Raw genomic sequence first — 22,798 nt, 5'->3', positions numbered from 1 at the left:
ATAAAACATAAAACCCACCGCAATTGCAGTGGGTTCTTTATTATTGCTCACGGATTACAAATCCGCGAGATCAGGGGGTTTTCTAAATAAAAAAAAACCACCGCAAAGCGGTGGTTTTTTTTATTATTGCTCACGAATGAATATTACCGACTATTTTTAGGAATTATATTCATAATTTTCCATTTTTCATTTTCATTATTTCTTTTCAAATAATAAATTACGCCGTAATCCATATTAGAAGTAGCTAATACAATTGTCGCTAAATTTTTATTTAAAGTAAAATTATAAACTACAAAATAATCTTTGTTGGGCTTTTCAATTACTATATCTATAACTTTGTTATTAATTCCATATTCTTTTGAATTTTGAACCAATAATTTTTCTTTATCGTATATAATAATAGATTTATTTGAATAGTAATCAATTAAACTATTATAAACGGATTCAGTATTAAAAAATTCTGATAAAAAAATATCTTTTTGCTTATTACTTTTGATATTTACACAGGAAAACAATACAAGTAGTAATAATATATTTAAAATTTTGATAGACTTTTTCATTTATTTTGTTTTAAAAATACTTTGCAATAATTTAAAGTTGGCTTTTACATAATTAATGATATTTCCTGATACTTCAGTATTATAATGTCCTATCCCAATACCTTGTTCTCCTCTTCCAAAAGCTTTATACTCAAAAAAGTTACCTACATCGGTTGGTCTAAATCCTTGATTTTTTAACATGAAATTTGCAATATCTTCATAATTTGATTTTCTTTTGCCTAAATCATCTCCCCAGTGAGCTGTTTCATGGGCAATTACTGCGCTAGTATATAGTAAATTTGATAGCCCTTCAATCGAGTTTGTATCTTTATTAGCTTTTTCAAACCAGTTAGCTAGTGCGGTTTGAATGGCTGCTGTGTTTAATGTGCTTCCTTCCGTTAAACCTCCATGTAAATATTCAGCATCACCAAATGATAAGTCCATTACTTTAAGCTCCATTCCTTTTCCATATGTGAATATTTCTTTTAATTCATCTATTGAAAAGCCACTTGCTGTACTTAAGGCTGACATAAACTTTTCATCCTTAATCATATTAGGTAACTTGTTTTTTACTAAGTCATAGAAAGCCGGAAAATTCTTTTTATAATATTCTTCAGTTCCCTTCGGAAATTGAAAAGTAGGTGAGCTTCCTCCACCAACAAAAGGACTTTCAAAATTAAATCCTGTAAAGGAATTACTATTTCCTGTTTCTGCACTTATAGACATACTTGCTTTATAAGCCGTAAACGCCTGCTGTGCAGCTTCACCAGAATAAGTAACCGCAAAGTTACCATCAGGATCTATAAAACGGATAGGATTATTATAAGCATAATGATAAGGACTCCATCTTCTTGATTTTTCAGACATTGCATCCATGACACCCCATCTTCCAATATCTGCCATATACATCCTTGCGCCGTAATCATACATGCCTGTTTCCTGAAGCTCTTTACCATTGTATTTATGGTTTTTGTAAGTTCCCTGTCCGAACATTGCACTACCCGTTCCAAAATGATTCATCCCAAAAGGGTAATAATCATTTTTATCTGTAATCTCAAGAACTCCTGCGCTGTTTCTTCCGTAAGAAACCCTTACATTTCCTAGATGATCTAAATATTGGTAAATATACTGATCTTTTGTGTAATCGTAAAAACCTTCCGATGTTGTAAAAAACTGTAGATCCTGAGTTTTAATGGCTTGTGGAACAGTCTTAGATTCCCTCGAAAAAGCCTGCATTTCCATGGCTCTTGAAGATTTCTCAGAGAAACTCAACATTTCTACAGGGTCGCCACCGCCGCCATTTCCTGAACTAATGCTAGATAAGTACTGGAATCCGTCCAGATAATCTGTAACATCCATAAAAGTAGTACAATTCATAATACCACATTCCGTTCTTGGATATTTTTTCTGAAGCTTGGTTCCCGCTGCATTATAAAGATAATCTATACTGATTGTTCCACCTCCGTATTCAATTTTTTTAGGAAGATTCAAAAAGTTATAGGTAATGGCTTTGATGTTTTTATCCACCATGCTTTTCATATTCCCATTGATGTCGTACGTAATGGTATTTCCACCGCCTTCGTATCCTGAAGGGTTTTGGGAAATATCATTAATTTTTGAAACCTGATTTTTTCCATCATAGATATATTCAAGTTTATCAATAACCGTTGCCGTAGTATTTCCAAATTCAGGAATAGAAGTTCTGTATAAATTGGTGATGTTTCCGTTCAGATCATACAATAAAGATTCTGTATTTTCTTTATTATTTGGATTATCAGGATTTTGGTAGTAACCTGCCGTTAACCTATTTAATTTATCATAAGCATAACCATATCTTTTGGGAGTTAAAGAAGCATTTTCTTCTTTTGTTCTCCAGTCTATTTCGGCGATATTTCCGTTATATCTCGGAACAACATTTTTGCCTGGAAACAATACAGAATCCGGATTATCGATTCCCTCTTTTTCGTTGTATTTTATTTTATACGAAAAGAGTTTTCCTCCAAGATCAGGCATCGCCATCTGATCTTTATTGATTCCCGTCATCCAGCCACGAATGTTATAAGAATAATCTATACTCTGCAGATTGTTTCCAACTTTTTTATTTTTCAGTTGGGATAATTCATCGTAAAAATTTTCTGCCAAAAGCTCTTCCGGCTTATTATCTACCCGATGATAATGCTGTCGCAATCTGTTTTGGGAATCATAAATAAATCTTTCTTTTATAGCAATTCCTGCTTCGCCTTGTTTTCTTAGATGATAGATATTGCTGTTTTTCACCATTCCGGTAAAATCCAGTTCAGATTCCGTTCTGGTATATCCTCCTAAATGGTTGATAGAATAAGTACCGATCACTCTTCCTTTTTCATCATAATAACTAAAATTCTTTGTCCAGTTATTATCATCTATATTTTTGATATATGATGCCAAAGGTAGAGTTCTTGTGCTTTTAGGTGTTATATTTTGTCCCGGTTGCTTTAGTACTTCCTGATTGATGATGGAATTTGGAATCTCTGCTCCGGTAGGGAGAGATGGATAAGTGTCATAATAATTAACGGTAAGAATGGTCATGCTTCCTGTAGGAAAAGCATTTTTAGAATAATAAATATTTTCGCCATTCTGCACAATAGGATTGGCATTATCCCTTTTCTCATTATTTCCGGAATTGGCAACCATGTTATTGATTGCAGTCTGCATGGCAATTCTGGATGAGGTGTTGGCAAAGAACCCTGAATAGACAATTCTTCCAAATTCATCGTATTTAGAAAATAACCACCCTTTAGCAGCGAAATTATTATTGATGGTTCTTAAGAGACCATCTTGAGACAACACAAGCCTATCCTGTTTATCATACACCATAAAATCCCAATCTTTCCCGGGAAGTTTTTTCTCTGCCAGTCTGCTTTTACTGTCATACTTGTATTGGTAACATAAATTGTCTAAAACAGTCCCGTTTAAAATTGAAGCTGAAGCCAAAGGAGGAATAACGTATACCAATTGTTTATATTCGTTGTAAACGTAATAGGTATCTGCACCGTGATTGTCATCTATTACTTTTCTTAGAAGGATTGTCTGCCCGGAACCGTCTTTAAACTCTATAACCTTGTTTCCATCTTCATCGGTAACGGTGTTCTTGATAAGCTTGCCCGTTCCGTATTCGGTTTCAGGGTGTAGCTGATTATTATAAAGTTTATCGGTAGGATTCCAAGTGGTTGTAACATCATATCTTTTTACATGATCTGATGAATTGTTTACATCATATCCAAAAGTAACAGGTTTTGTATCCCAGCTATTTCCGACCTGTTTTTGTTGTAAAACCCTTTCTAATGGCGATTTCTCAAATGATTTTTCTGTATATACTTTTTCACCAGCATAAAAATTTGTAATATCCTGAACCGGATATGCCGCCATATCTGATGTTTGCGAATAAACAGCTCCATTGGCTGTGGAGTTTTGAGGTACAGGAAGATAAGTTCTTGTTTGCCTTCCTAAATCATCATATACAATCGGGGTAACCAAATCTTTTTCTGATGGTGTAGCCTTTACATTAACTATTTGTTTTGGTCTCCCTAAAAGATCAAAATACTGTACAGTTACCGTCTTTTTTACACAATCTGCATCTAAGCAGGTTGTACTTTGTATATAGTTTTCTGTGCTTGTCTGAGCATGGACTAATACCATTACAAACAAGAATATATTGCTTAAAAATATTTTTTTCATAGTTGATAAAAATTAAGTTATAAAGTATAAGAGATCGGCAAATGAATATTTATTTCCGAGTACTTATTACTCATAAATTATTGTTTGTAGTTATATTGGTATTTTTTCAGCACTTTTCCATTCTCATCAATGATCTGTTCTAATCTATTGGCTTTATCGTATTTGTAAATTTCTCTTATTCCTGAAGGAGGTGTAGAACTTTTCATTCCAATCAAAGGGTCATAAACATACGTTGTAATTTGATAGCTTGAGAATGCTGCATTATTTCTAAAGATATCTAAAGCATCCTGTAAGAGTTTTTCACTGGAAACATCAACATCTGCATTTGATTTTGTAATAATATCTGATGTATATGATGAAATCTGGCTGTAAGTTGCTCCTTCAATTTTAGCTATCGGCAGTGTTTTGTTGTATCCCCAGACTACAGAAACAGGAATTCCATCTTTAGTGGTATACTGCTCTAAATTACCTTTAGCATCATACTGATTGAATACCGCTTCTGAAGATATATTGTTTTGAGAATCATAAGAAACTGTTGAGGTTGGGAAGAAATGAGAAACATTATCAAATTTAGTTTCAGATCTTGAAATCAATTTGCTTACATCCGAAGAATTTTTCTTTACAACCAATGTTGTTTCCAAAGGAATCCCTGTAATATTAGCATTAAGAAGTTTTTGATTATTTTTATCAAATGGATATTGATAACTTGTTTCCTGAATAGATCCATCAAAAGATGTACTTCTTTCCAAACTTGTTTTAAAATTATTGGTATTTCTTATAATTTCTCTTTGTGTTTCCAACACTCCGGAGTCAAAAAAACTTTTTGATGTTACCTTTTCATTTTTTAACCAAGTCGTTTTGATAAGAAAATTTGCGGAGACATTGCTTGGGGCTACTAAATATTGTGGTCCAAATTCCTCAAAAGTATAATCAAAAAGATCTTCGGATAGTTTCTGATTTAGAGAATTATATATTTCTTTTTTATTGATAAGACCTTCTCTTGTAAGATTATAATTTGGCCAAAAACCTTGATTGAAAGGATAATTGCTTGGAGCTTTAAAATAATATTTAGTATAGCCATTATTGTTCCCGTTTGAAACTTTAACATTTTTGTAAATAATTACAGGATTATACATTATAAGTCCATCTTTAGAACCTCCTTCTATAATTTCACCACTAGACGTAGCAGGATTATCGAACATACTATATTCATATTCCTCAATTCCGGATGGCATTGCATTATATGTGTTATTATAATCTACATTTAAAGATTTTATCTTTTTTATTCTTGGAAGTCCTTTAGCCATTTTTAGAACATTTGTTGTAAATGGATCTCCCGTTCTGATCGCTGCTTCAAATGTAACATCAGATGATAAATTAACGAACATATCATTAGTAAATAATTCAACATAATATTCTCCGGGCTCAAATGTTCTAATTTGCTGTAAAGGATATCCCGGGTCGGGATCAACAGGTGTTCCAATTGAATAAGGAGAGAGTTGAAAAGAGCTGCCAACTTTTCTATAAAATTGTAATGCCCAAGTATGATCAGATAGATTTGCAATATTTGCATCTATTGTAATATCACTTGTAGTATTTACCGTGAAAAAATATTTTTTCGTATTTGAATTGATGTTACTAAAAGAAATACTTCCGTAAGGTGTTGTAGGTGCTGGATGTTGAATGTATTCAGTTATAAATGAGTAAGGAATTAAATCGAAATCATATTCTATTATACCTCCTGTTGGTAATTGAATTCTTCTTAAAACAGTTGCAGATATTTCGTCTTCAGACTCAAATCCATTTTGTATTCCCGTATAGTAAAAACTATACTTTTCAATTATATCTCCATTAATATCAACCTGTTGAAACGAATCTAAATTTCTGGTTAATGGTAGTGTATAAGAATAATTAAAATGGTATTTTTTAATAAAACGATTATCAAAGGTTTTTAAAATTATATCATTGATCCGGAAATTGTCGTTTTTTGTATTAGCAACATCTTCCTTAGATGTATTAATTTCTATAATTCCCTGATCTTTTACTTCGATACTCACCAGCTTATTGGTTTCTGTTTCCGTAACCTGATCTACGCCTGGAGGATACTTCAAATCCTTTATATAAGTATATCTTGCTAATTCATTATCATTTTCATCATAAATAGATGTCAGGTAAAAAGCGCTTCTATATTTTCCTTCGGAGTATTTTGGGCCTGTCAATGGATGATTCCACCTCCAAACCGTCATTATATCCAAATCATAGTTTTCGAACTTATATTTTATACCAGTATCACTAGTTACGATAAAAGAATCTATTATTAGTGTTGCAGTATTACTATTTCTAATATATTCTACCTTAGCTGTATAATTACTTAATTTTGTGATTTGAAATGTATTATTAATTGTATCTCTTATAATCCTAAATTTTCCAGTCTCTCCAGGAATGCTAAAATTGTAAATATCATCAAAATAATTTTTTTGATATTTATGGAAAGTAGCATCATCAAATGACTCATCAAAATCATCTATTATTTCTCTTGAAATGACTCCTGTTCCTAATAAAGACCAGCCTTTACCAACATTACTTGCCCATTTATCCTCGGAAACGTTAGCAGTATGATAGTTTAATCCAAGATTTATTTCAACTTTTTTACTGTTAGTAGATAAGTTAATTAATGGATAAGATATATTTGGAACTCCGGTCTGAATTGAGACCGGGATATTTTTATATGCTGTTAAAGAAGCAGCCGTTGGAGTTGGTTGAGTCACTCCAATATTTTGACTTTCCTGTTGACCTAAATATAGGCTACAGCTTAAAAGATATAATGCTAATAAAAATATTTTCTTCATTTTTTATTTTTTAATCAATTTGGCGTTCGCCGTTTTGTCATTGGTCTTCACTACTACCAGATACGCCCCCTGAATCAGAGGCTGGGTATTGATTTTGGTGATCTTATTTTTTGTTTTCACCGTTTCAAGCTTTCTTCCGCCCATATCGTACACCGCAATTTCAGCCTCAAACGTTCCTTCTCTCAAGCCCTCAAACCCAAGCTCCACATACACATAATCCGTTACCGGGTTCGGGTAGATCCTGATATCCTGTTTTTCGATCAGTTGGTCAACCTGTCTGTCACCAAGCTTCACGATCTTCCAGTTTTCTTTTCCCAGTTCTTCTGCGCTGGTTCCTGCGAGTATAATCGATCCGTCACGGTTCAGCTTAATATCAGATAATCTCTCTTCTTTTTTTCGGGATTCTCCTTTCACGTGCTTTCTCCACTGCTCGTTTCCGTTCTGGTCGAGATACAGCATCCAGAAAGTCTCGTCATCATTTTCAATCCTGCCTTCCGCCTGTGTGTAACCGCCTAAAAGAATCCCTTTGGACTTCCCACTTCCATCTTCCTGCTTCCCGGCAATGACGCTCATTCCCATCAGAACATCCCGGTTTTTAAAGCTGTAGGATTTCTGCCAGATTTCTTCGCCTCTTTCATCAATGGAGATTAGCCAAAGATCGGTTCCCTCTTCAATATCAACTGATTTGTTTCCCGATCTTTCCGATCTGGATTCCCCTCCGATCAGATAGCCTGTTGAAGTCAGTGCCAGTGTTCTTACATGATCGTCGCCTTTTCCTCCGAAATTCTTTTCCCATTCTACTTTTCCGTCTTTCGAAAGCTTAACGATCCAGTAATCGCCTTCGCCAAAATTGTTGCTTGTTTTTGGTTGATAGTTGATGGTTTTATTACTTCCTGCCTCCGTCTTCCCGCTTCCTGCCAAAGCTGCGCTTCTGGAATACACTCCCAATAAAGCACCTCCATCCTTAGTGGGAATCATCTTTTCCACTTCATCCAATCCTTTTCCGCCTAAAATCAATTGGGATAATTCTTTTCCGTTTTTATCCAGTCGTACCACCAAAACATCTTTGGAACCGTAGCCCTTCATTTTCGGATCCTGAGCTTGTTTACCCTGAGCGGAGTCGAAGGGAAGGGTTGTATTTCCTGCAACAAAGAACCCCATATCAGTGGTCTGAATCACGGCTCGTGCTTCTTCATCCGAAGTTCCGCCTATGGTTTTCTGCCATAATTCATCGCCAAATTCGTTGATTCTGATCAGCCAGAAATCACTGCCTCCTTTGGAGTCGTCTTTTTTATCCAGCCCTTTTCCTGAATAACTGGAACCTGCCAGAAGAAATCCGCCTTCCTGAGTGTTAACCGTTGCCGAAAGAAAGTCATGGTTTTTCCCTGAGAAATATTTTTTCCAGACTTCTTCGCCCTGCTGGTTGAGTTTAACCAAATGGAAATCGTAACCGTTGTTCTGCTTTTTGTTGTCAGATGCTGGTTGATTTTTGTCAGGACGGATGCTGCTTCCGGTAATTAAATACTGTTGATCGATGGTCGTGGTGATCTGTGAGAGAAAGTCCTGCGTAGAAGACCGGATGTCTTTCTGCCAGACTACTTCCTGGGCGGAAACACCCAGAATGCTGCACAAGGTGAGCATACTCATGGCGAGTTTTTTCATGTGTCGTGTAATTTTAAAAGTTATTATAAGGTGAAAATTAAGAAAGGGAATGCTTAGAAAAATCTGGAAATCCACATTCTTAAAGAGTTGTTCTGAATAGAATCTGTCCGAAATTTATTTGTTTTAATCATGGTTTTTTAGTTTTTTATGAGCTTTTAGCAGCTTGTCTTTATTAATTTTTGTTCAGAATGGTAGAAAGAAAATCTCATCCTTTTTAATCTTCTGCAAAATTACAATCCATTAACGACAAAACATGTCGCTTTATTTTAAAGGATGCAATTTTTTTGAAAAAGGTTGGAAATCATGGTGAAATTTTTTAAAATGTATGTTTTAATATACGCTTCGGCTCCGCTCAGCGTACGGTGATGGGTTTGGTTGCAATGATTTGTTTAAATGGAATCGCACTAAAGTACGCTGAGCGGAGCCGAAGCGTACAATTAAAGAAAGACGGTAATCAAAATTCTCCCGAAATCCTTCGATTGTTGTTCGGTCTTTCTTCGGAAAAAATCCCATTTTTCCGAAGCCGATCCGAAGAAGACCCGAACATGATCCGAAGAAATGGGTTTTCAAACCGGTCAAAACCGGTCAAAAGCAGTCAAAACCGGTCAGAATTTTTTATGATGGTGGAAAATGGACATTTCTGTGGTAATTTTAACCCGTTCATAAAAAAACATCCTTCAAAAACAAGCAAAAAAAACAGATTTCATAAATTCAGTCATTCAAACAAATCAACCAAGCACTACGCTGAGCGAAGCCGAAGCGCACAACAATCATCATCACCCACCCATCAATCATCAATAATCAATCATCAACCATCAACCATCAACCATCAACCATCAACCATCAACCATCAACCATCAACCATCAACCATCAACAAACAACCAACCGCCACTCCTCCACTTTTACCATTAATTAACATTCTCCGCTCTTCCTTTCTTCAAAAGAAATGATTAAATTTGAGAATGAGTTTTGGAAAAGATTTATTAAAGAAAATAAAAACTGCGGAATTGCCGGGAATCCACGCGCACGGTGTTTTCTCGCCTCCTTCCCGCCCTGTTTTTACGTATGAAGAGGTTTTGGAAAAAAAACCAAAGTTTGCTGCCGTAAATATTGTTTTGTACCTGAAAAACGATGAGTGGCATTTCCCTTTAATCCAGAGAACCATTAATGAGCACGACCGACACAGCGGACAGATCTCTTTACCGGGCGGAAAACGCGAAGAAACGGATGAGGATTTTGCAGAAACTGCCGTGCGGGAAACTTCAGAGGAAATCGGCATCGAGAAACATTACGTGCGGATGATCCGTGAGATGTCGCCGATCTATATTCCGCCCAGCAACTTTTATGTGTATCCTTATATTTCGTATACGAAAAAGAATCCGGAATTTATTCTGCAGCAGAGCGAGGCAGTGGAAGTAATCGAATTTCCCATCACCTGTTTTCTCAATCTTCCGGATGAGCCGGAAATGATGGTTTTACCGAGCACGGCAGGAAATGAAGTTCCTGTTATTAATTTCAACGGATATATTATCTGGGGCGCTACCGCCATGATTCTGAGTGAATTCAGCCAGTTGCTGAAAAAAATGTAACTTTGCAATACCGTGTTTAATTGAGAGATGGCGAAGAAAAACATTTTCACCGACGCGTTCGGAACTCCTTATTTTTTAAAAAGATTAATTATTTTTATTTTAGGACTGGTATCTTACAGAAGATTCAACGGCTTTAATAAACTGAAAATCAGCGGAACGGAATATCTTGTAGATCTTCCCGACTCCAATGTACTGTTTGTATCCAACCATCAGACGTATTTCGCAGATGTGGCAGCGATGTATCATGCATTCTGCTCAGTAAACAACGGCTATTTAAATACCATTAAAAACCCGATCTATCTTCTAAATCCTAAAATCGATTTTTACTATGTAGCTGCGGAAGAAACCATGAATAAAGGGATTCTTCCTAAAATCTTTAAGATTGCAGGAGCAGTAACGGTAAAAAGAACGTGGAGAGCAGAAGGTAAAAACGTCAACCGAATGGTAGACATGAGCGAGGTCGATAATATCATGAAAGCCTTGGATAACGGTTGGGTAGCTACTTTTCCTCAGGGAACCACGGCAGCATTTGCACAGGGAAGAAGAGGTACGGCGAAACTGGTTAAAAACCAACGTCCTATTGTTATTCCTATTAAAATCAACGGATTCAGAAGGGCTTTCGATAAAAAGGGACTTCGTGTAAAAGTTACGGGCGTAAAACCAACGATGGAATTTAAAGCGCCTCTTGATATAGATTACGATAAAGAAAATGCACAGCAGATTCTGCATAAAATCATGACGGCGATTGAGCAGACGGAGGACTTCAATGTTCTGCACAGTTATGATGAAGAATTAAAAGCTAAAAAATCAGAGCAAAAAGAGTCAGATAATTAAAGTATAAAATGATGAAAAGAATATTAGGAATTTTATTCGCAATCATAGTATTAGTATCCTGCAACAGCCAGAAAGTGTATTCGGATTTCGACATCAGCTATTCGAAAAGCGGGGGATTTGCACCGATATATGAAAATCTTCTGATTAAAGGAAATACTGCCCATTATTCTTTCGAAGGACAGGGTAAAAAATACAAGCAGGATTTTAAAATTACAGACGAAGATCTTAAAAAGCTGGACAATACACTTTCCCAGAATAATTTCAGAAGAATACAGGAAGACCACCAGAAAATTTATGACGGGATTGCCACGACGATCAACATAAAAAAAGGTCCGAATGAAGGCAGCAAAACCGATGCAAGCTCGGTAATGCCGAATTACAAAACAAACTGGACGAACATTACCAATGCTTTTCAGGAGATCATTAATACTAATGTAAAAAAACCGTAAATAGAGTTGAAAACCCATTTCATCGCGATCGGCGGAAGTGCGATGCACAATCTTGCCATTGCATTAAAAGATAAAGGATACCATGTAACAGGTTCGGATGATGCCATCTTTGAACCTTCGAAATCACGTTTGGAAAAGAAAGGAATTCTTCCCGGAGAAATGGGATGGTTTCCGGAAAAGATTACTTCCGATATCGATGCCGTTATTCTCGGAATGCACGCACATCAGGATAATCCGGAACTGGCAAAAGCCAAAGAGCTTGGACTGAAAATCTATTCGTATCCCGAATTTCTATACGAACAGTCTAAAGATAAAACAAGAGTGGTTATTGCCGGTTCACACGGAAAAACAACGATTACTTCCATGATTCTTCATGTGCTGAATTTCCATCAGAAAGAGGTGGATTTCATGGTGGGAGCACAACTAGAAGGTTTCGACTGTATGGTGAAACTTAGCGAAGACAACGATTTTATGGTGTTGGAAGGGGATGAATATCTTTCCTCTCCTATCGATCTCCGTTCGAAATTTTTGCTGTATCAGCCGAATATTGCTTTGCTGAGCGGAATTGCATGGGATCACATCAACGTTTTCAAAACGTTTGATGATTACATGGAGCAGTTCAGAAAGTTTGTGGCAAGCATTACAGCGGGCGGTGTTCTGGTATACAATGAAGAAGATGCCGAAGTGGTAAAAGTGGTGGAAAGTGCTGAAAATTATTTCAGAAAAATTCCTTACAAAACCCCTGAATACGAAATTGTAAACGGAAAAGTTCACCTGAAAACGGAAATGGGCGATGTTCCGCTTTCGGTTTTTGGCGCACACAATTTACTAAATCTTGAAGGCGCAAGACACATCTGCCATACTCTTGGAATTATGGATGAAGATTTCTATGAAGCCATTATGAGCTTTAAAGGAGCCTCAAAGCGTCTGGAAAGGGTGGAAAGAGAAGACAACGGAACATTGTATAAAGATTTTGCACACGCGCCGAGTAAGGTAAAGGCAGCCGTAAAAGCATTCTGTGAGCAGTTTAAAAACGAAAAGAAATATGGTTTCCTTGAACTTCATACGTATTCCAGCTTAAATCCTGTTTTTCTGGAGCAGTACGATCACGCAATGGACGGACTGGATGAAGCGATTGTTTTCTATTCTGAAGATGCCCTGAAAATCAAAAGAATGGAGCCGATTTCACCGGAACTGATTAAAGAAAAGTTCAAAAATGAAAATTTAAAAGTGTTCACCAACGCGGAAGAACTTCATGCGTACTGGAACACACTGGATAAAACTGAGGGCGTTTATCTCATGATGAGCTCCGGAAATTTCGGAGGTCTTGATCTTACGAAATAACTGTACAGAATATAAAAAACAAACTCCTTTCGGTCTGAAAGGAGTTTTTATTTTATTTGATTCTTTTATAAAAACGTCTCAAAACATCTTTGGCTCCGTCGCCGTCGAAATCCTGAGTGCGGTCTTCTACCACCATATCAGATTCATTAAGCTTTGTGATGTAGTACGGATACTTTTCCTGCCCTTCAAACCAAAATGTACTGTTTGCTTCAACAAACGTATATTTTTGGATTACAACATCTGCTTTTTCGCAGGTATTGTTGTTTTGGGCAAAAGAAATGGAGAAAAGATGGGTAGAAGTAAATTCGTGGGTACTCATTTTCTGACATTCCGTTGAAAAAGAAACAAGAACCTGCTGATTTAAAGATTTGTAAATCTCGGTTTTTTCGACATACCATGTTCCGATTATGGAAGATTTATTGTCTGTGTTCTGATCTTCATCACTTCCGATGCAGGAAATAACAGAGAGCAGAAGAAATGACATGAGTATTTTGTTCATATTGATAAAAAGTATTCTGGCTGTCTAATTTCTTAAACAGAGGTATTGTAAGTCCGCAAAAATAGATGAAATTCACGGCTTATACATATTATGCCGAAAAAAAATCAGATGTTTTTGTTATTCAAAAAATTTTTGAATATTCAGGAGCCCGGATTCAATATTTTTGTAATGGAAATCGCATCCGCAACTGTATCGATGCTGTAAATCTGCATTACACCTTGTGTCACAGCAGCCTGAGCCAAGATATTCTGCTGATTCTGAGCGCTTACTGCATTCTGAAAAAGTATGCCTGTAGAATGTGCCATAGCCTGATAAAGATTTCCCATTGCCACTGCAGGAGCCTCTCCTAAAACTTTTACATTAGCCTGAGTTACGGCATCGGTGATCTGATCATTAACTTTTGTATCCATAATTTTAGTTTTTAAGTATAATGGTAAAGTTAAATGATATTTTTTAATAAAAAAAGAAGCAATAAATAATTATTACTTCTTTTTATTTAAAACATATTTAAACTAATCTCAGAATTAACCGCAAAAGGGACAAAAGATAATGTTAAAGCGAATTTCCAGAATAATCAAAGCGCTTAAAAGAATAAAAATCAAAGATTTTTAAAAACTATGGTGAGCTTTTTCATTGATAATGATCAACTTTAAATAAAAAATTTAGTACATCTTTTGTGACTTTTGTGGTTAAATAAAAGTTTAAACAGACTTTTAATGAAAACTATTTAATGAAATTCCAGATCTTAAATATCCGCTACCGATTTCAGCATTTTCTGCTCCCATTCCGGATCTTTCGGATTGAAAAATAATCTTTTTCCGGTTTCTAAAGAACGAACCACGTTCATTTCATCTTCGGTTAATTCAAAATCAAAAACATTAAAGTTTTCTTCAATTCTGGAAGGGGTAACCGATTTAGGAATCACGCAGAATCCTTCCTGTAAGTGCCATCTTAAAATTACCTGCGCCACCGTTTTACCGTATTTTTCGCCGATTGATTTAAGATCCTGATTATCCAGTAATCCTGCGTTTCCGTTTCCAAGCGGACTCCAAGGCTGCGTAATGATGTTATTTTCCCTGTTGTACACCTGAAGTTCTTTCTGCTGGAAAATCGGGTGAAGCTCGATCTGGTTGATGACAGGAAGTACGGTTGCATCCGCTTTCAGTTCCTCCATTTTATCTTCAGGGAAATTACAAACCCCGATTGCTTTTATTTTCCCTTCCTGATACAGTTCTTCCATCGCTTTCCATGCTCCTTTAAAATCAGAATATGGCCAGTGAATAAGATACATATCCAGATAATCCAGTTGCAGTCGGTCTAAAGTTCTCTGAAAAGCCCCTTTTGCCTGCTCATAAGAGGTATCCTGAACCCAAAGTTTTGAAGTAATGAATAATTCTTCACGGTCTGTTCCGCTGTTTTTGATCGCATTTCCTACTGCGGTTTCATTCTGGTAAATGGAAGCCGTGTCGATCATTCTGTAGCCGGTTTCAATGGCTTTGATCACCGCATTTTCACATTCCTGCATATCTTCCATCTGCCAAACCCCGAATCCTAAAGCCGGAATATCCACTCCGTTGTTCAGTGTAATTACAGGCTGCCCTGTGTATGTTTTCTGTTGCATACTTTTTATTTATCTATTTATAATTTGTTAAATCTCAATATCTTTTCCCATCATCTTCCTGAAAAGTTCTTTGATATGATCGATCTCCGTCTGATAATTGGTCTTTTTCCGGCATCCGAAATAGAGCGTGTTTTTTAATGGTTTTTCGCCTTCCCAGATCAGTTGTACTTCTCCGTTTTCAATTTCTTTTTTGCATAGAAAATCAGGAACCACTGCCAAACCTGTTCCGCCTTTCAGACAACGCACAATTGAATTCAGGTTCGGAACAATGTAATTGGGACGGAAGTTCGGTTTATGTCCGAAATTCAGGATCCAGAACTGAAAAAGATGCTCCATATCTCCCGCTGTTCCGTACCATTTTTCGTTTTTCAGCCATTCTTCCGCGTGTTCGATTCCCTTTTCATTTAAAATAATTTCAAACTCATCTTTATCAACCTCTTTTCCTCCCACAAGAATGATCTGTTCGGAAGAAAATGCTTCATGCTCAATATTCGGCGAAACTCCTTTTTTGGGAGTAATGATTAAATCTAAAATTCCTTTATCTAATTGATCGAGCATTTCGCGGTATTCTCCGAAACTGATGATCAGGTTGAACGGCAGACTGGAAACATACTGCTCCAGTGTTGTCTGAAAGGTTTCAAAACACATGCCGACACTGATGGTAGGCGTGAGTTTCTCCGTCGATTTCTGAAAGTTTTTCTCCACCTCTTCCAATTTTGCCAAAGGTTCGGTAATGGCATTATACAAGACCTTTCCTCTTTCCGTCGGAATCATTCTCCTTCCGGTTCTGTCGAATAATTTATACCCGACATACGCTTCAAGCGAACTGAGATGCAGACTTACGCCCGGCTGGGAAATAAACAGCGTATCCGCAGCTTCGGTAAGCGTTCCTGTTTTGTAAATTGCCTTAAAAGTTCTGTACCATTCTAAATTAACCATAGGTATTACTTTTATGATGCAAATGTACCTAAATAATCATGATTATGATATTTTCAGCATCAATGAAAGCGATAAAGGCGGTCTATATTTAAAATAAAAAACTGATAATCAATTACATATACTAATTATCATTTAAATAATACTTAGGTATAATTTTTATTATTTTTCTTATAGCAATTTAGCCAATACCTTTGTCCCTGTAAAATTTAAACAATCATAAAAGCAATGAAAAAAGTATTAATTATCAACGGAGGACAGAATTTCGGACATTCCGGAGGAAAATATAACCAGACCATCGCAGAGAACACACTGGAAGTGCTTAAAAACTTTGAAAATGTAGATGTAAAGATCACCAACGTAGATGAAGGGTATGATAAAAATGAAGAAGTGGCAAAATTTGTATGGGCAGATTACATTATTTACCACACTCCGATCTGGTGGTTTCAGTTACCGAACGGTTTAAAAAAATACATCGATGAAGTCTTCACCGCAGGACACGCCAAAGGAATTTATATGAGCGACGGAAGAAGCGCCGATAATCCGAAGATCAACTATGGAACCGGAGGAATGCTTGGCGGAAGAAAATACATGGTAACCACAAGCTGGAACGCCCCTGCAACAGCATTTACGCTACCAGGAGAATTTTTTAAGGAAACCAGTGTAGACAATGGACCGTTATTTGGATTCCACCGTATGAATGCTTTCGTTTCTCTTGAAAAATTAGAAAGTTTCCATTTTCATGATGTAGAAAAAAATGCTGATGTAGAAAGAGATATGAAGCTGTACAGAGAACATCTTACCGAAGTTTTTGAAAAAGAATTAAAACCCCAGTTGGCGTAATGAAGATTTATTTAACCGCAGTTATTAAAGCCAGAGAAGAGTACAGAGCGGAAGTTCTGGAAGTTCTTCAGAATATGGTAAAAGAGACCGTGAAAGAGGAAGCCAACGAACTTTACAGGCTTCATCAGGGAATTGAAGATAAAAACCAGTTTGTATTTTATGAAATCTGGAAAAGCAGTGAAAGTTTAGCACAACATAACGAGCAGCCTTACATCAAAGCTTTCAGAGAATTAGTGAATGAAAAGCTTCAGGAGCAACCACAGATTTTTTTAACAGAAATAATTTAAAACACATTAAATAACTGAATTTCAACAGTCTATTTAACAGTAAATATCAGCATGAAAAAATTAACATTACTCGTCCTTGCCATCTTTATGGCAGGATTTATGCAGGCACAAACCAAAAAGTTTAAAAATATGGAAAAGAAAATTTTATTCGTCATTACCAGTCATGGGACAAAAGGCGACACCGGCGAAAAAACAGGATATTATCTGGGTGAAGTAGCTCATCCGTGGGAAGTTCTTCACAAAGCAGGATATGAAATCGATTTTGTAAGTCCGAAAGGCGGAACTTCTCCGGTAGACGGATTTGATCTGAAAGATCCGGTAAATAAAGAATTCTGGGAAAACGAAAAGTATAAAAACAAGATCGATCATTCCATGAAACCATCGGAAGTGAATCCGGAAGAATATAAAGCAATATTTTATGCGGGAGGTCACGGTGCGATGTGGGATTTTGCAGACAACACCGAACTGGCTTCCATCGCTTCTCAAATTTATGAAAACGGCGGTGTGGTTGCAGCAGTCTGCCACGGTCCGGCTGGTTTGGTCAACATTAAACTGAATAACGGAAAATATCTGGTTGACGGTAAAAAGATCAATTCTTTCACCAACGAAGAAGAAGCGGAGGTGAAATTAACCAATGTGGTTCCTTTTCTCCTAGAAGATAAGCTGAAAGAAAGAGGCGCAAAATTTGAGAAATCCGGACTTTGGCAGGTTCACGCAGTGAGCGACCAAAGGGTAATTACCGGACAGAATCCTCAGTCTGCAAAAAGTGTAGGCGAAGAAATTCTAAAGGAATTGAAAAAATAAAAAGACTAGTTTAAACTAATTTCAGAATAAACCGCAAAAGATAATGATAAAGCGAATTTCAAGAATAATCAAAGTGCTCAAAAGAATAAAAACCAAAGATTTTTAAAAACTATTGTGACCTTTTTTTATTTATAATCACCAACTTTAAATAAAAGTTTAGCTGATCTTTTTTGACTTTTGCGGTTAAATAAAAAGTTTAAACAGACTTAATAATGAAAGAGCTTTTCAGATATAGAAAGCTCTTTTATTTTTTACTATTTGCATTAAAATCTATTTCCCAATCGGCATATGGGTAGAAATTGCAATTCTGTTCCACATATTAATGACAATACCTGCCATAATGATATCTGAAATCTGGGTTTCATCAAAAAGCCCTTTTGCCTTCTGATAGGTTTCTTCGGCTAATCCTTTCTGGCTGATTAACGTAATTTCTTCCGCAATCATCAGAATAACCTGCTCTTCCTCCGTATAAAGTTCTTTTGCATCTCTCCACGCATTCAGCAGGAAAATTCTTTGCGGTGTTTCGCCATACTTCAACGCATCTTTCGTATGCATATCCAGACAAAAAGCACATCTGTTGATCTGCGAAGCTCTGATTTTGATTAATTCTTTCTGAATCGGACTTAAAAAGCTGTTCTGAAGAGAAGTTTCCATGCCTATTCCCGCTTTGTACGCAGCAGGATGAACGGTTGTCCAGTTGAATCTTGCACTCATAATATTTTGGTTTAAATTTCTGAGACAAAGTTCCGGTTTGAAGTCTTTAAAAATCTTAAACTGGTTTAAGAACGTAATTTCGCCCTGATTTCACTTAAATATTCCGGAGTAAAACCTAAAAAAGAAGCCACTAAATATTGCGGAATTCTTTGAATAAACCACGGATATTGGGTACTGAAATGCACATACAGTTCTTCGCGTGAAAATTCGTAAAGATAGCGGATGCGTCTTTCTGAAGCGGCATACGCTCTCTGGTAAATCATCCTGAAATAGCGCTCCATAACGGGATGTTTTTTCAGCAGTTCTTCCTGATCTTTTGAATCAATTTTCAAAATGACTGATTTTTCGACCGACTGAATGGAAAAGTTCGAGACAGACTGTCTTTCATACGCAAAAGTATCGGTGATCCACCAGTTTTCAATCGCAAATTCCGTAGTCTGCTCTACTCCTTTTTCATTGATAAAAAATTTTCTGAGACAGCCTTTTACCACAAAATACATCGACCGGCAGATTTCTCCTTCAGTCATCAGATTCTGTTTCTTCTTACTATCCATCGGCTGAAAAAATGAAAGAATGGAAGAAAATTCATCATCGGTTACCGAAATAAATTTTTCCAAATGCTGCCTGAAAGTTTCCATTTTTTTTGAAAATTGTATAACCAAACTTAACTTTATTTTTTTAGTTTTACAAAACAAAAACGTAAATTATGGAAATTGTAGCCAAAATACTCATCGCCGCTGTTGCCCTCGAACACCTTTATATTCTCTGGATGGAAATGTTTGCCTGGGAAACCAAAGGAAAAGAAGTTTTCAAAGCAGCCTTGCCTCCCGAAATGTTTAAACCTACCAAAGGTTTAGCCGCCAATCAGGGACTGTACAATGGTTTTCTTGCAGCCGGACTCATCTGGTCATTCTTCATCGAAGATCCGAAATGGCAGACCAATATCGCTTTATTTTTCTTAGGATGCGTTGCCGTAGCCGGAATTTACGGTGCCATTTCTGCCACGAAGAAAATATTTTTTGTTCAGGCGTTACCGGCAATTCTCGCAATTGCTGCAGTGCTTTTGAAATAAAACCTCTCCCGCCGATTTTATAACCCTTCATCATTTTGAAGTAAAAATTTCCTCTCCAATAAAATAGATGAGGAATACTTGTATTGGTAACCTTCTGCTGTACGCTGAGCGGAGCCGAAGCGTACAGTAATAAGATATTTCTACAATAACCACATCGCACGCTTCGGCTCCGCTCAGCGTACCGTAGAAAATCCACAGCTTCCTATCAATATAATAAACAAAATCACTGCTTCAAAATCTCTTTGAGCTTCTTCTTTAATCCCTCTGTTTTAAACAATCCTTCATGATATTCAGCCAAATTTCCATGCTTATCCAGAATAATCCACGCAGGATAAACCGGCTGACTTTTATTTTTCGATAAAGCCAGAGCCAGCTCATGAATTCCTGAATTTCCGTTAGACAGATAATGGTATTCTTTTCCTAAAAAAACGATGTTCTCTTTTGTTTTTTCGGCTTCAAAATTAATAATATAAAAATGCTGATTGATGAGTTCAACCAGCTCTTTATCTTTATTTAAATTGAATTTCTCGATTTTACAGACACTGCACCAATCTGTATAAAGATGAATCATGATTGGTTTCGGATCTTCCTTCTGCTGAATTTCCAAATCCGCAAAAGTGCCGGTTTTCATCTGCGAAAGACAAAAACACGGCACCAACATTAAAAATAAAAATATCATTAGGCTTTTCATTTTATATATGTTTTTTCTTATAAAAATCTTTTAAACGCAAAGTTTTAATTTTTTCTATTTCATATAAGTGAGCAAAGATGGATCAACAGGTTGATTTGATAAAGCTTTTCCTTACGCTTCGTGAAGCAAATTTATTTGCCTTTGATTTCTAAAAATATTCTTGTTCATTAGAAAAATCTTTGCGTTAAAAATTCACAACTATTTTAAAGTATATTTCACCCCCAAAAAACCTCTTATTTTCTGCATCGGCGCATATCCGTACGTCGTATCAAAAGTATAATGATTAGGATTGCTTACCGGATCATCAACATTTTTATCAAACGGATCAAAAGGCCGCATCAAAGGATCTTTCGGAGTAAAATTGAACAGGTTTTTTATTCCGCAGTACACTTCAAATCCCGATTTAAAACTCTTTGAAATCTGAATATTCGCCAATGTATACAAGGGAGAATACTCCGACCGGTAATCATTCGGTAAAACCGGCAGCCGCATCGATCCGTAAAACTGTCCTGTAAAATCGACTGTCAGATTATTTTTAAACCGATAACTCAGATTATAAGTTCCGCTCCATTTCGGGGCATGAAGCTGCTGCGTTTTTTCATTTTCCCCATCAAACTTCTGATAAACATCCAGATACGTCACTCCCAGATTAACGCTCAAAGGAAAATCAAAAGTATAATCCAGATTTAAAGAAGCTCCTCTCGAAATTCCGTACCCCTGAAGATTATCATAAATAATTTTCGCAGGATCGGTATCAAAATCTCCTACAATTTTATTGCTGAAATACGTATAAAATGCTGAAGCATCCAAATTAATCAAATGATCTCCAACCGGAATTTTCCATACATAATTTACATTTCCGTTGATCGATTTTTCAGGCTTTAAATTCGACTGAATCACCACTTCACGCGAACCCGTTAATGCAGCGTGATCTTCGGTAAACAAATTCACCACACGGAAACCCGTCCCAAAATTGAATCGTACAGTATGATAAGGATTCGGTGAAAATTTCCATGCAAAACGAGGCGAATGTACAGCATGATGAATTTTGTCATAATCCAATCTGTACCCCAGCAACAACATATTTTTCTCATTAATTTCCCACTGATCCTGAACAAAAGCCCCAAAAATAGGCGACCTCATGGGTTCGTTGGTTAATCCGTCCGCAGACAATGTTCCGGGCGTATTGTCATCATAATATGTCTTTTTAAACGTAACCCCCAGAATCAAATCGTGTTTTCCGAATTTTTTATCCCAATACGTCTGGGTAAAAGCCACTTTCTGATTCGCTAGAAAAGGATTATTGCCGTAAAAAGAATTCTGGTCATGAAAATTATAAGAAAACTGGGTGATAATATTCTCTTTTAAAGGCCATTGATAAACCCCGAAAGCTTCTACTCTATTCGTATAAATACTCTCTCCGTATACTTCATTGCTTCCCCGATAGGATCTATTCCACTGCATTTCTCCGCCAAAGCGGTCTTCATATAAATATCTCAGAGCAAAACTTCCCAATCGGTTTTTCTTCCTCCGGAAATTCCATTTGTTAAAAACTGAAATTCTGTTCTGCAAAGCTCCATCTGTAAAATTATCTTTATTAAAATCGAATCTTTTTGTATAGTTGAAATAATTCATACTCAACAGCGAAGCGACATTCTTTCCCAAATTAAATTTCGTGGAAAGGTCAACATTATTTTCACTCCAGGTTGTCGTCATGAGATCGACACTTAATTTGGTTGCAGTCAAAGCATTTTTAGTAATGATATTAATGACTCCGCCCATTGCTTCGGAGCCGTAAATAGAGGAAGCAGGACCTTTCACCACTTCAATCCTGTCAACCAGACTGTTCGGAATTCCGCTCAGTCCGTAAACGGTGGACAGCGAACTGACAATCGGCATTCCGTCAATCAAAATCATCGTGTAAGGACCTTCCAGTCCGTTGATGTGAATATCTCCTGTGTTGCAGACGGAACAATTTAACTGAGGTTTTACTCCATTGACCATAGAAATAGCTTCAAAAATGCTCGGCGTCGGGTTTTTCTGAAAAAATTTCTGCGAATAAATTTCAACATTTACAGGACTTTTTGATTTGCTGATTGGTTTTATCGTTCCTGTAATCACCACATCATCAATATCTCTTGTTTTGATTTTTCGATTTGAAACTTTTACAGAATCCTGCTCTTTCGACCCATTCAAAATCAGACTGTCAGTTTCCTGTGAAAAGCAGAACCCCGAAAAGAAGATTGCAGAAAATAATATTCGCCTCATGAAATTATAATTGTTAGACAAAGCTAACAATTATTTTCCAACTACAAAACATGATTGGAAAAATATTATTAAATTGAAT

General features: G+C 36.4%; 21 protein-coding genes. 9 read left to right on the top strand and 12 right to left on the bottom strand.

Annotation, left to right across the window (positions count from 1 at the left end):
- Positions 1–143: 143 nt before the first annotated feature.
- From B0E34_RS05640 to B0E34_RS05625, 4 genes are all read right to left on the bottom strand, one after another.
- Positions 144–560, bottom strand: coding sequence for a hypothetical protein (locus B0E34_RS05640; protein ID WP_087707744.1), 417 nt, complete (start codon positions 558–560; stop codon positions 144–146).
- Complete coding sequence (locus B0E34_RS05635) at positions 561–4,256, bottom strand: DUF6443 domain-containing protein (protein ID WP_087707740.1); 3,696 nt, start codon at positions 4,254–4,256, stop codon at positions 561–563.
- Positions 4,257–4,333: 77 nt separating this feature from the next.
- Positions 4,334–7,105 (bottom strand): hypothetical protein, encoded by a 2,772-nt coding sequence (locus B0E34_RS05630; RefSeq protein ID WP_087707737.1) that lies wholly within the window; start codon positions 7,103–7,105, stop codon positions 4,334–4,336.
- A 3-nt stretch (positions 7,106–7,108) separates the two neighbouring features.
- Positions 7,109–8,767, bottom strand: a complete 1,659-nt coding sequence (locus B0E34_RS05625; protein WP_087707734.1) for a T9SS type A sorting domain-containing protein — start codon at positions 8,765–8,767, stop codon at positions 7,109–7,111.
- Positions 8,768–9,132: 365 nt separating this feature from the next.
- On the opposite strand from B0E34_RS05625, the gene B0E34_RS21260 reads away from it, so the two are divergent.
- The 5 genes from B0E34_RS21260 to B0E34_RS05600 are packed head-to-tail and all read left to right on the top strand — an operon-like array spanning position 9,133 to position 12,984.
- Entirely contained in the window at positions 9,133–9,684 is a 552-nt protein-coding gene (locus B0E34_RS21260; RefSeq protein WP_165762951.1) for a hypothetical protein, read from the top strand.
- Positions 9,685–9,730: 46 nt separating this feature from the next.
- Entirely contained in the window at positions 9,731–10,357 is a 627-nt protein-coding gene (locus tag B0E34_RS05615; protein WP_087707731.1) for an NUDIX hydrolase, read from the top strand.
- Positions 10,358–10,384: 27 nt separating this feature from the next.
- Entirely contained in the window at positions 10,385–11,191 is an 807-nt protein-coding gene (locus B0E34_RS05610) for a lysophospholipid acyltransferase family protein (protein WP_087707729.1), read from the top strand.
- 11 nt (positions 11,192–11,202) lie between these two features.
- Positions 11,203–11,640 (top strand): hypothetical protein, encoded by a 438-nt coding sequence (locus tag B0E34_RS05605; protein ID WP_087707726.1) that lies wholly within the window; start codon positions 11,203–11,205, stop codon positions 11,638–11,640.
- Between the two features lie 6 nt (positions 11,641–11,646).
- On the top strand, positions 11,647–12,984 hold the full coding sequence (locus B0E34_RS05600) for a UDP-N-acetylmuramate--L-alanine ligase (RefSeq protein WP_087707724.1): 1,338 nt from the start codon (positions 11,647–11,649) through the stop codon (positions 12,982–12,984).
- A gap of 52 nt (positions 12,985–13,036) precedes the next feature.
- Here B0E34_RS05600 and B0E34_RS05595 read toward each other — a convergent pair whose 3' ends face one another.
- The 4 genes from B0E34_RS05595 to B0E34_RS05580 all read right to left on the bottom strand — a co-directional run bounded on the left by B0E34_RS05595 (position 13,037) and on the right by B0E34_RS05580 (position 16,043).
- Complete coding sequence (locus tag B0E34_RS05595; RefSeq protein WP_087707722.1) at positions 13,037–13,483, bottom strand: lipocalin family protein; 447 nt, start codon at positions 13,481–13,483, stop codon at positions 13,037–13,039.
- A 140-nt stretch (positions 13,484–13,623) separates the two neighbouring features.
- Positions 13,624–13,893, bottom strand: coding sequence for a RebB family R body protein (locus B0E34_RS05590; RefSeq protein ID WP_087707719.1), 270 nt, complete (start codon positions 13,891–13,893; stop codon positions 13,624–13,626).
- Positions 13,894–14,228: 335 nt separating this feature from the next.
- Positions 14,229–15,104 carry an aldo/keto reductase gene (locus tag B0E34_RS05585; RefSeq protein WP_087707716.1) on the bottom strand — a complete coding sequence of 292 codons (876 nt, stop codon included), beginning with the start codon at positions 15,102–15,104 and terminating at the stop codon, positions 14,229–14,231.
- 27 nt (positions 15,105–15,131) lie between these two features.
- Positions 15,132–16,043 carry a LysR family transcriptional regulator gene (locus B0E34_RS05580; protein ID WP_087707713.1) on the bottom strand — a complete coding sequence of 304 codons (912 nt, stop codon included), beginning with the start codon at positions 16,041–16,043 and terminating at the stop codon, positions 15,132–15,134.
- 225 nt (positions 16,044–16,268) lie between these two features.
- Here B0E34_RS05580 and B0E34_RS05575 point away from each other — a divergent pair, with 225 nt between their 5' ends.
- The 3 genes from B0E34_RS05575 to B0E34_RS05565 are packed head-to-tail and all read left to right on the top strand — an operon-like array spanning position 16,269 to position 17,974.
- On the top strand, positions 16,269–16,883 hold the full coding sequence (locus B0E34_RS05575) for an NAD(P)H-dependent oxidoreductase (protein WP_087707711.1): 615 nt from the start codon (positions 16,269–16,271) through the stop codon (positions 16,881–16,883).
- Entirely contained in the window at positions 16,883–17,170 is a 288-nt protein-coding gene (locus B0E34_RS05570; RefSeq protein ID WP_087707708.1) for a putative quinol monooxygenase, read from the top strand. Before B0E34_RS05575 ends, B0E34_RS05570 begins: the two co-directional genes overlap by 1 nt.
- A gap of 51 nt (positions 17,171–17,221) precedes the next feature.
- Positions 17,222–17,974, top strand: a complete 753-nt coding sequence (locus B0E34_RS05565) for a type 1 glutamine amidotransferase domain-containing protein (RefSeq protein WP_087707706.1) — start codon at positions 17,222–17,224, stop codon at positions 17,972–17,974.
- 270 nt (positions 17,975–18,244) lie between these two features.
- Here the strand turns inward: B0E34_RS05565 and B0E34_RS05560 are convergent, their stop codons facing one another.
- Both B0E34_RS05560 and B0E34_RS05555 read right to left on the bottom strand, forming a co-directional pair.
- Positions 18,245–18,688 (bottom strand): carboxymuconolactone decarboxylase family protein, encoded by a 444-nt coding sequence (locus B0E34_RS05560; RefSeq protein ID WP_087707703.1) that lies wholly within the window; start codon positions 18,686–18,688, stop codon positions 18,245–18,247.
- Between the two features lie 65 nt (positions 18,689–18,753).
- Positions 18,754–19,326 (bottom strand): Crp/Fnr family transcriptional regulator, encoded by a 573-nt coding sequence (locus B0E34_RS05555; RefSeq protein ID WP_087707700.1) that lies wholly within the window; start codon positions 19,324–19,326, stop codon positions 18,754–18,756.
- Between the two features lie 68 nt (positions 19,327–19,394).
- On the opposite strand from B0E34_RS05555, the gene B0E34_RS05550 reads away from it, so the two are divergent.
- Positions 19,395–19,760, top strand: a complete 366-nt coding sequence (locus B0E34_RS05550) for a DUF1304 domain-containing protein (RefSeq protein ID WP_076395792.1) — start codon at positions 19,395–19,397, stop codon at positions 19,758–19,760.
- Positions 19,761–19,983: 223 nt separating this feature from the next.
- On the opposite strand, the gene B0E34_RS05545 is transcribed toward B0E34_RS05550, so the two are convergent.
- Positions 19,984–20,439 (bottom strand): thioredoxin family protein, encoded by a 456-nt coding sequence (locus B0E34_RS05545; RefSeq protein WP_228423020.1) that lies wholly within the window; start codon positions 20,437–20,439, stop codon positions 19,984–19,986.
- Between the two features lie 210 nt (positions 20,440–20,649).
- The gene (locus B0E34_RS05540) at positions 20,650–22,719 is read right to left on the bottom strand and encodes a TonB-dependent receptor plug domain-containing protein (RefSeq protein WP_087707694.1); all 2,070 of its coding nucleotides are present in this window, start codon (positions 22,717–22,719) and stop codon (positions 20,650–20,652) included.
- Between the last annotated feature and the right edge of the window lie 79 nt (positions 22,720–22,798).

It is taken from the genome of Chryseobacterium mucoviscidosis, assembly GCF_002177115.1.
In the GTDB taxonomy this organism is placed as follows: Bacteria; Bacteroidota; Bacteroidia; order Flavobacteriales; family Weeksellaceae; genus Chryseobacterium; species Chryseobacterium mucoviscidosis.
The sequence above is the reverse complement of the archived record's forward strand: the minus strand, read 5'-3'. Positions and strand labels throughout refer to the sequence as shown.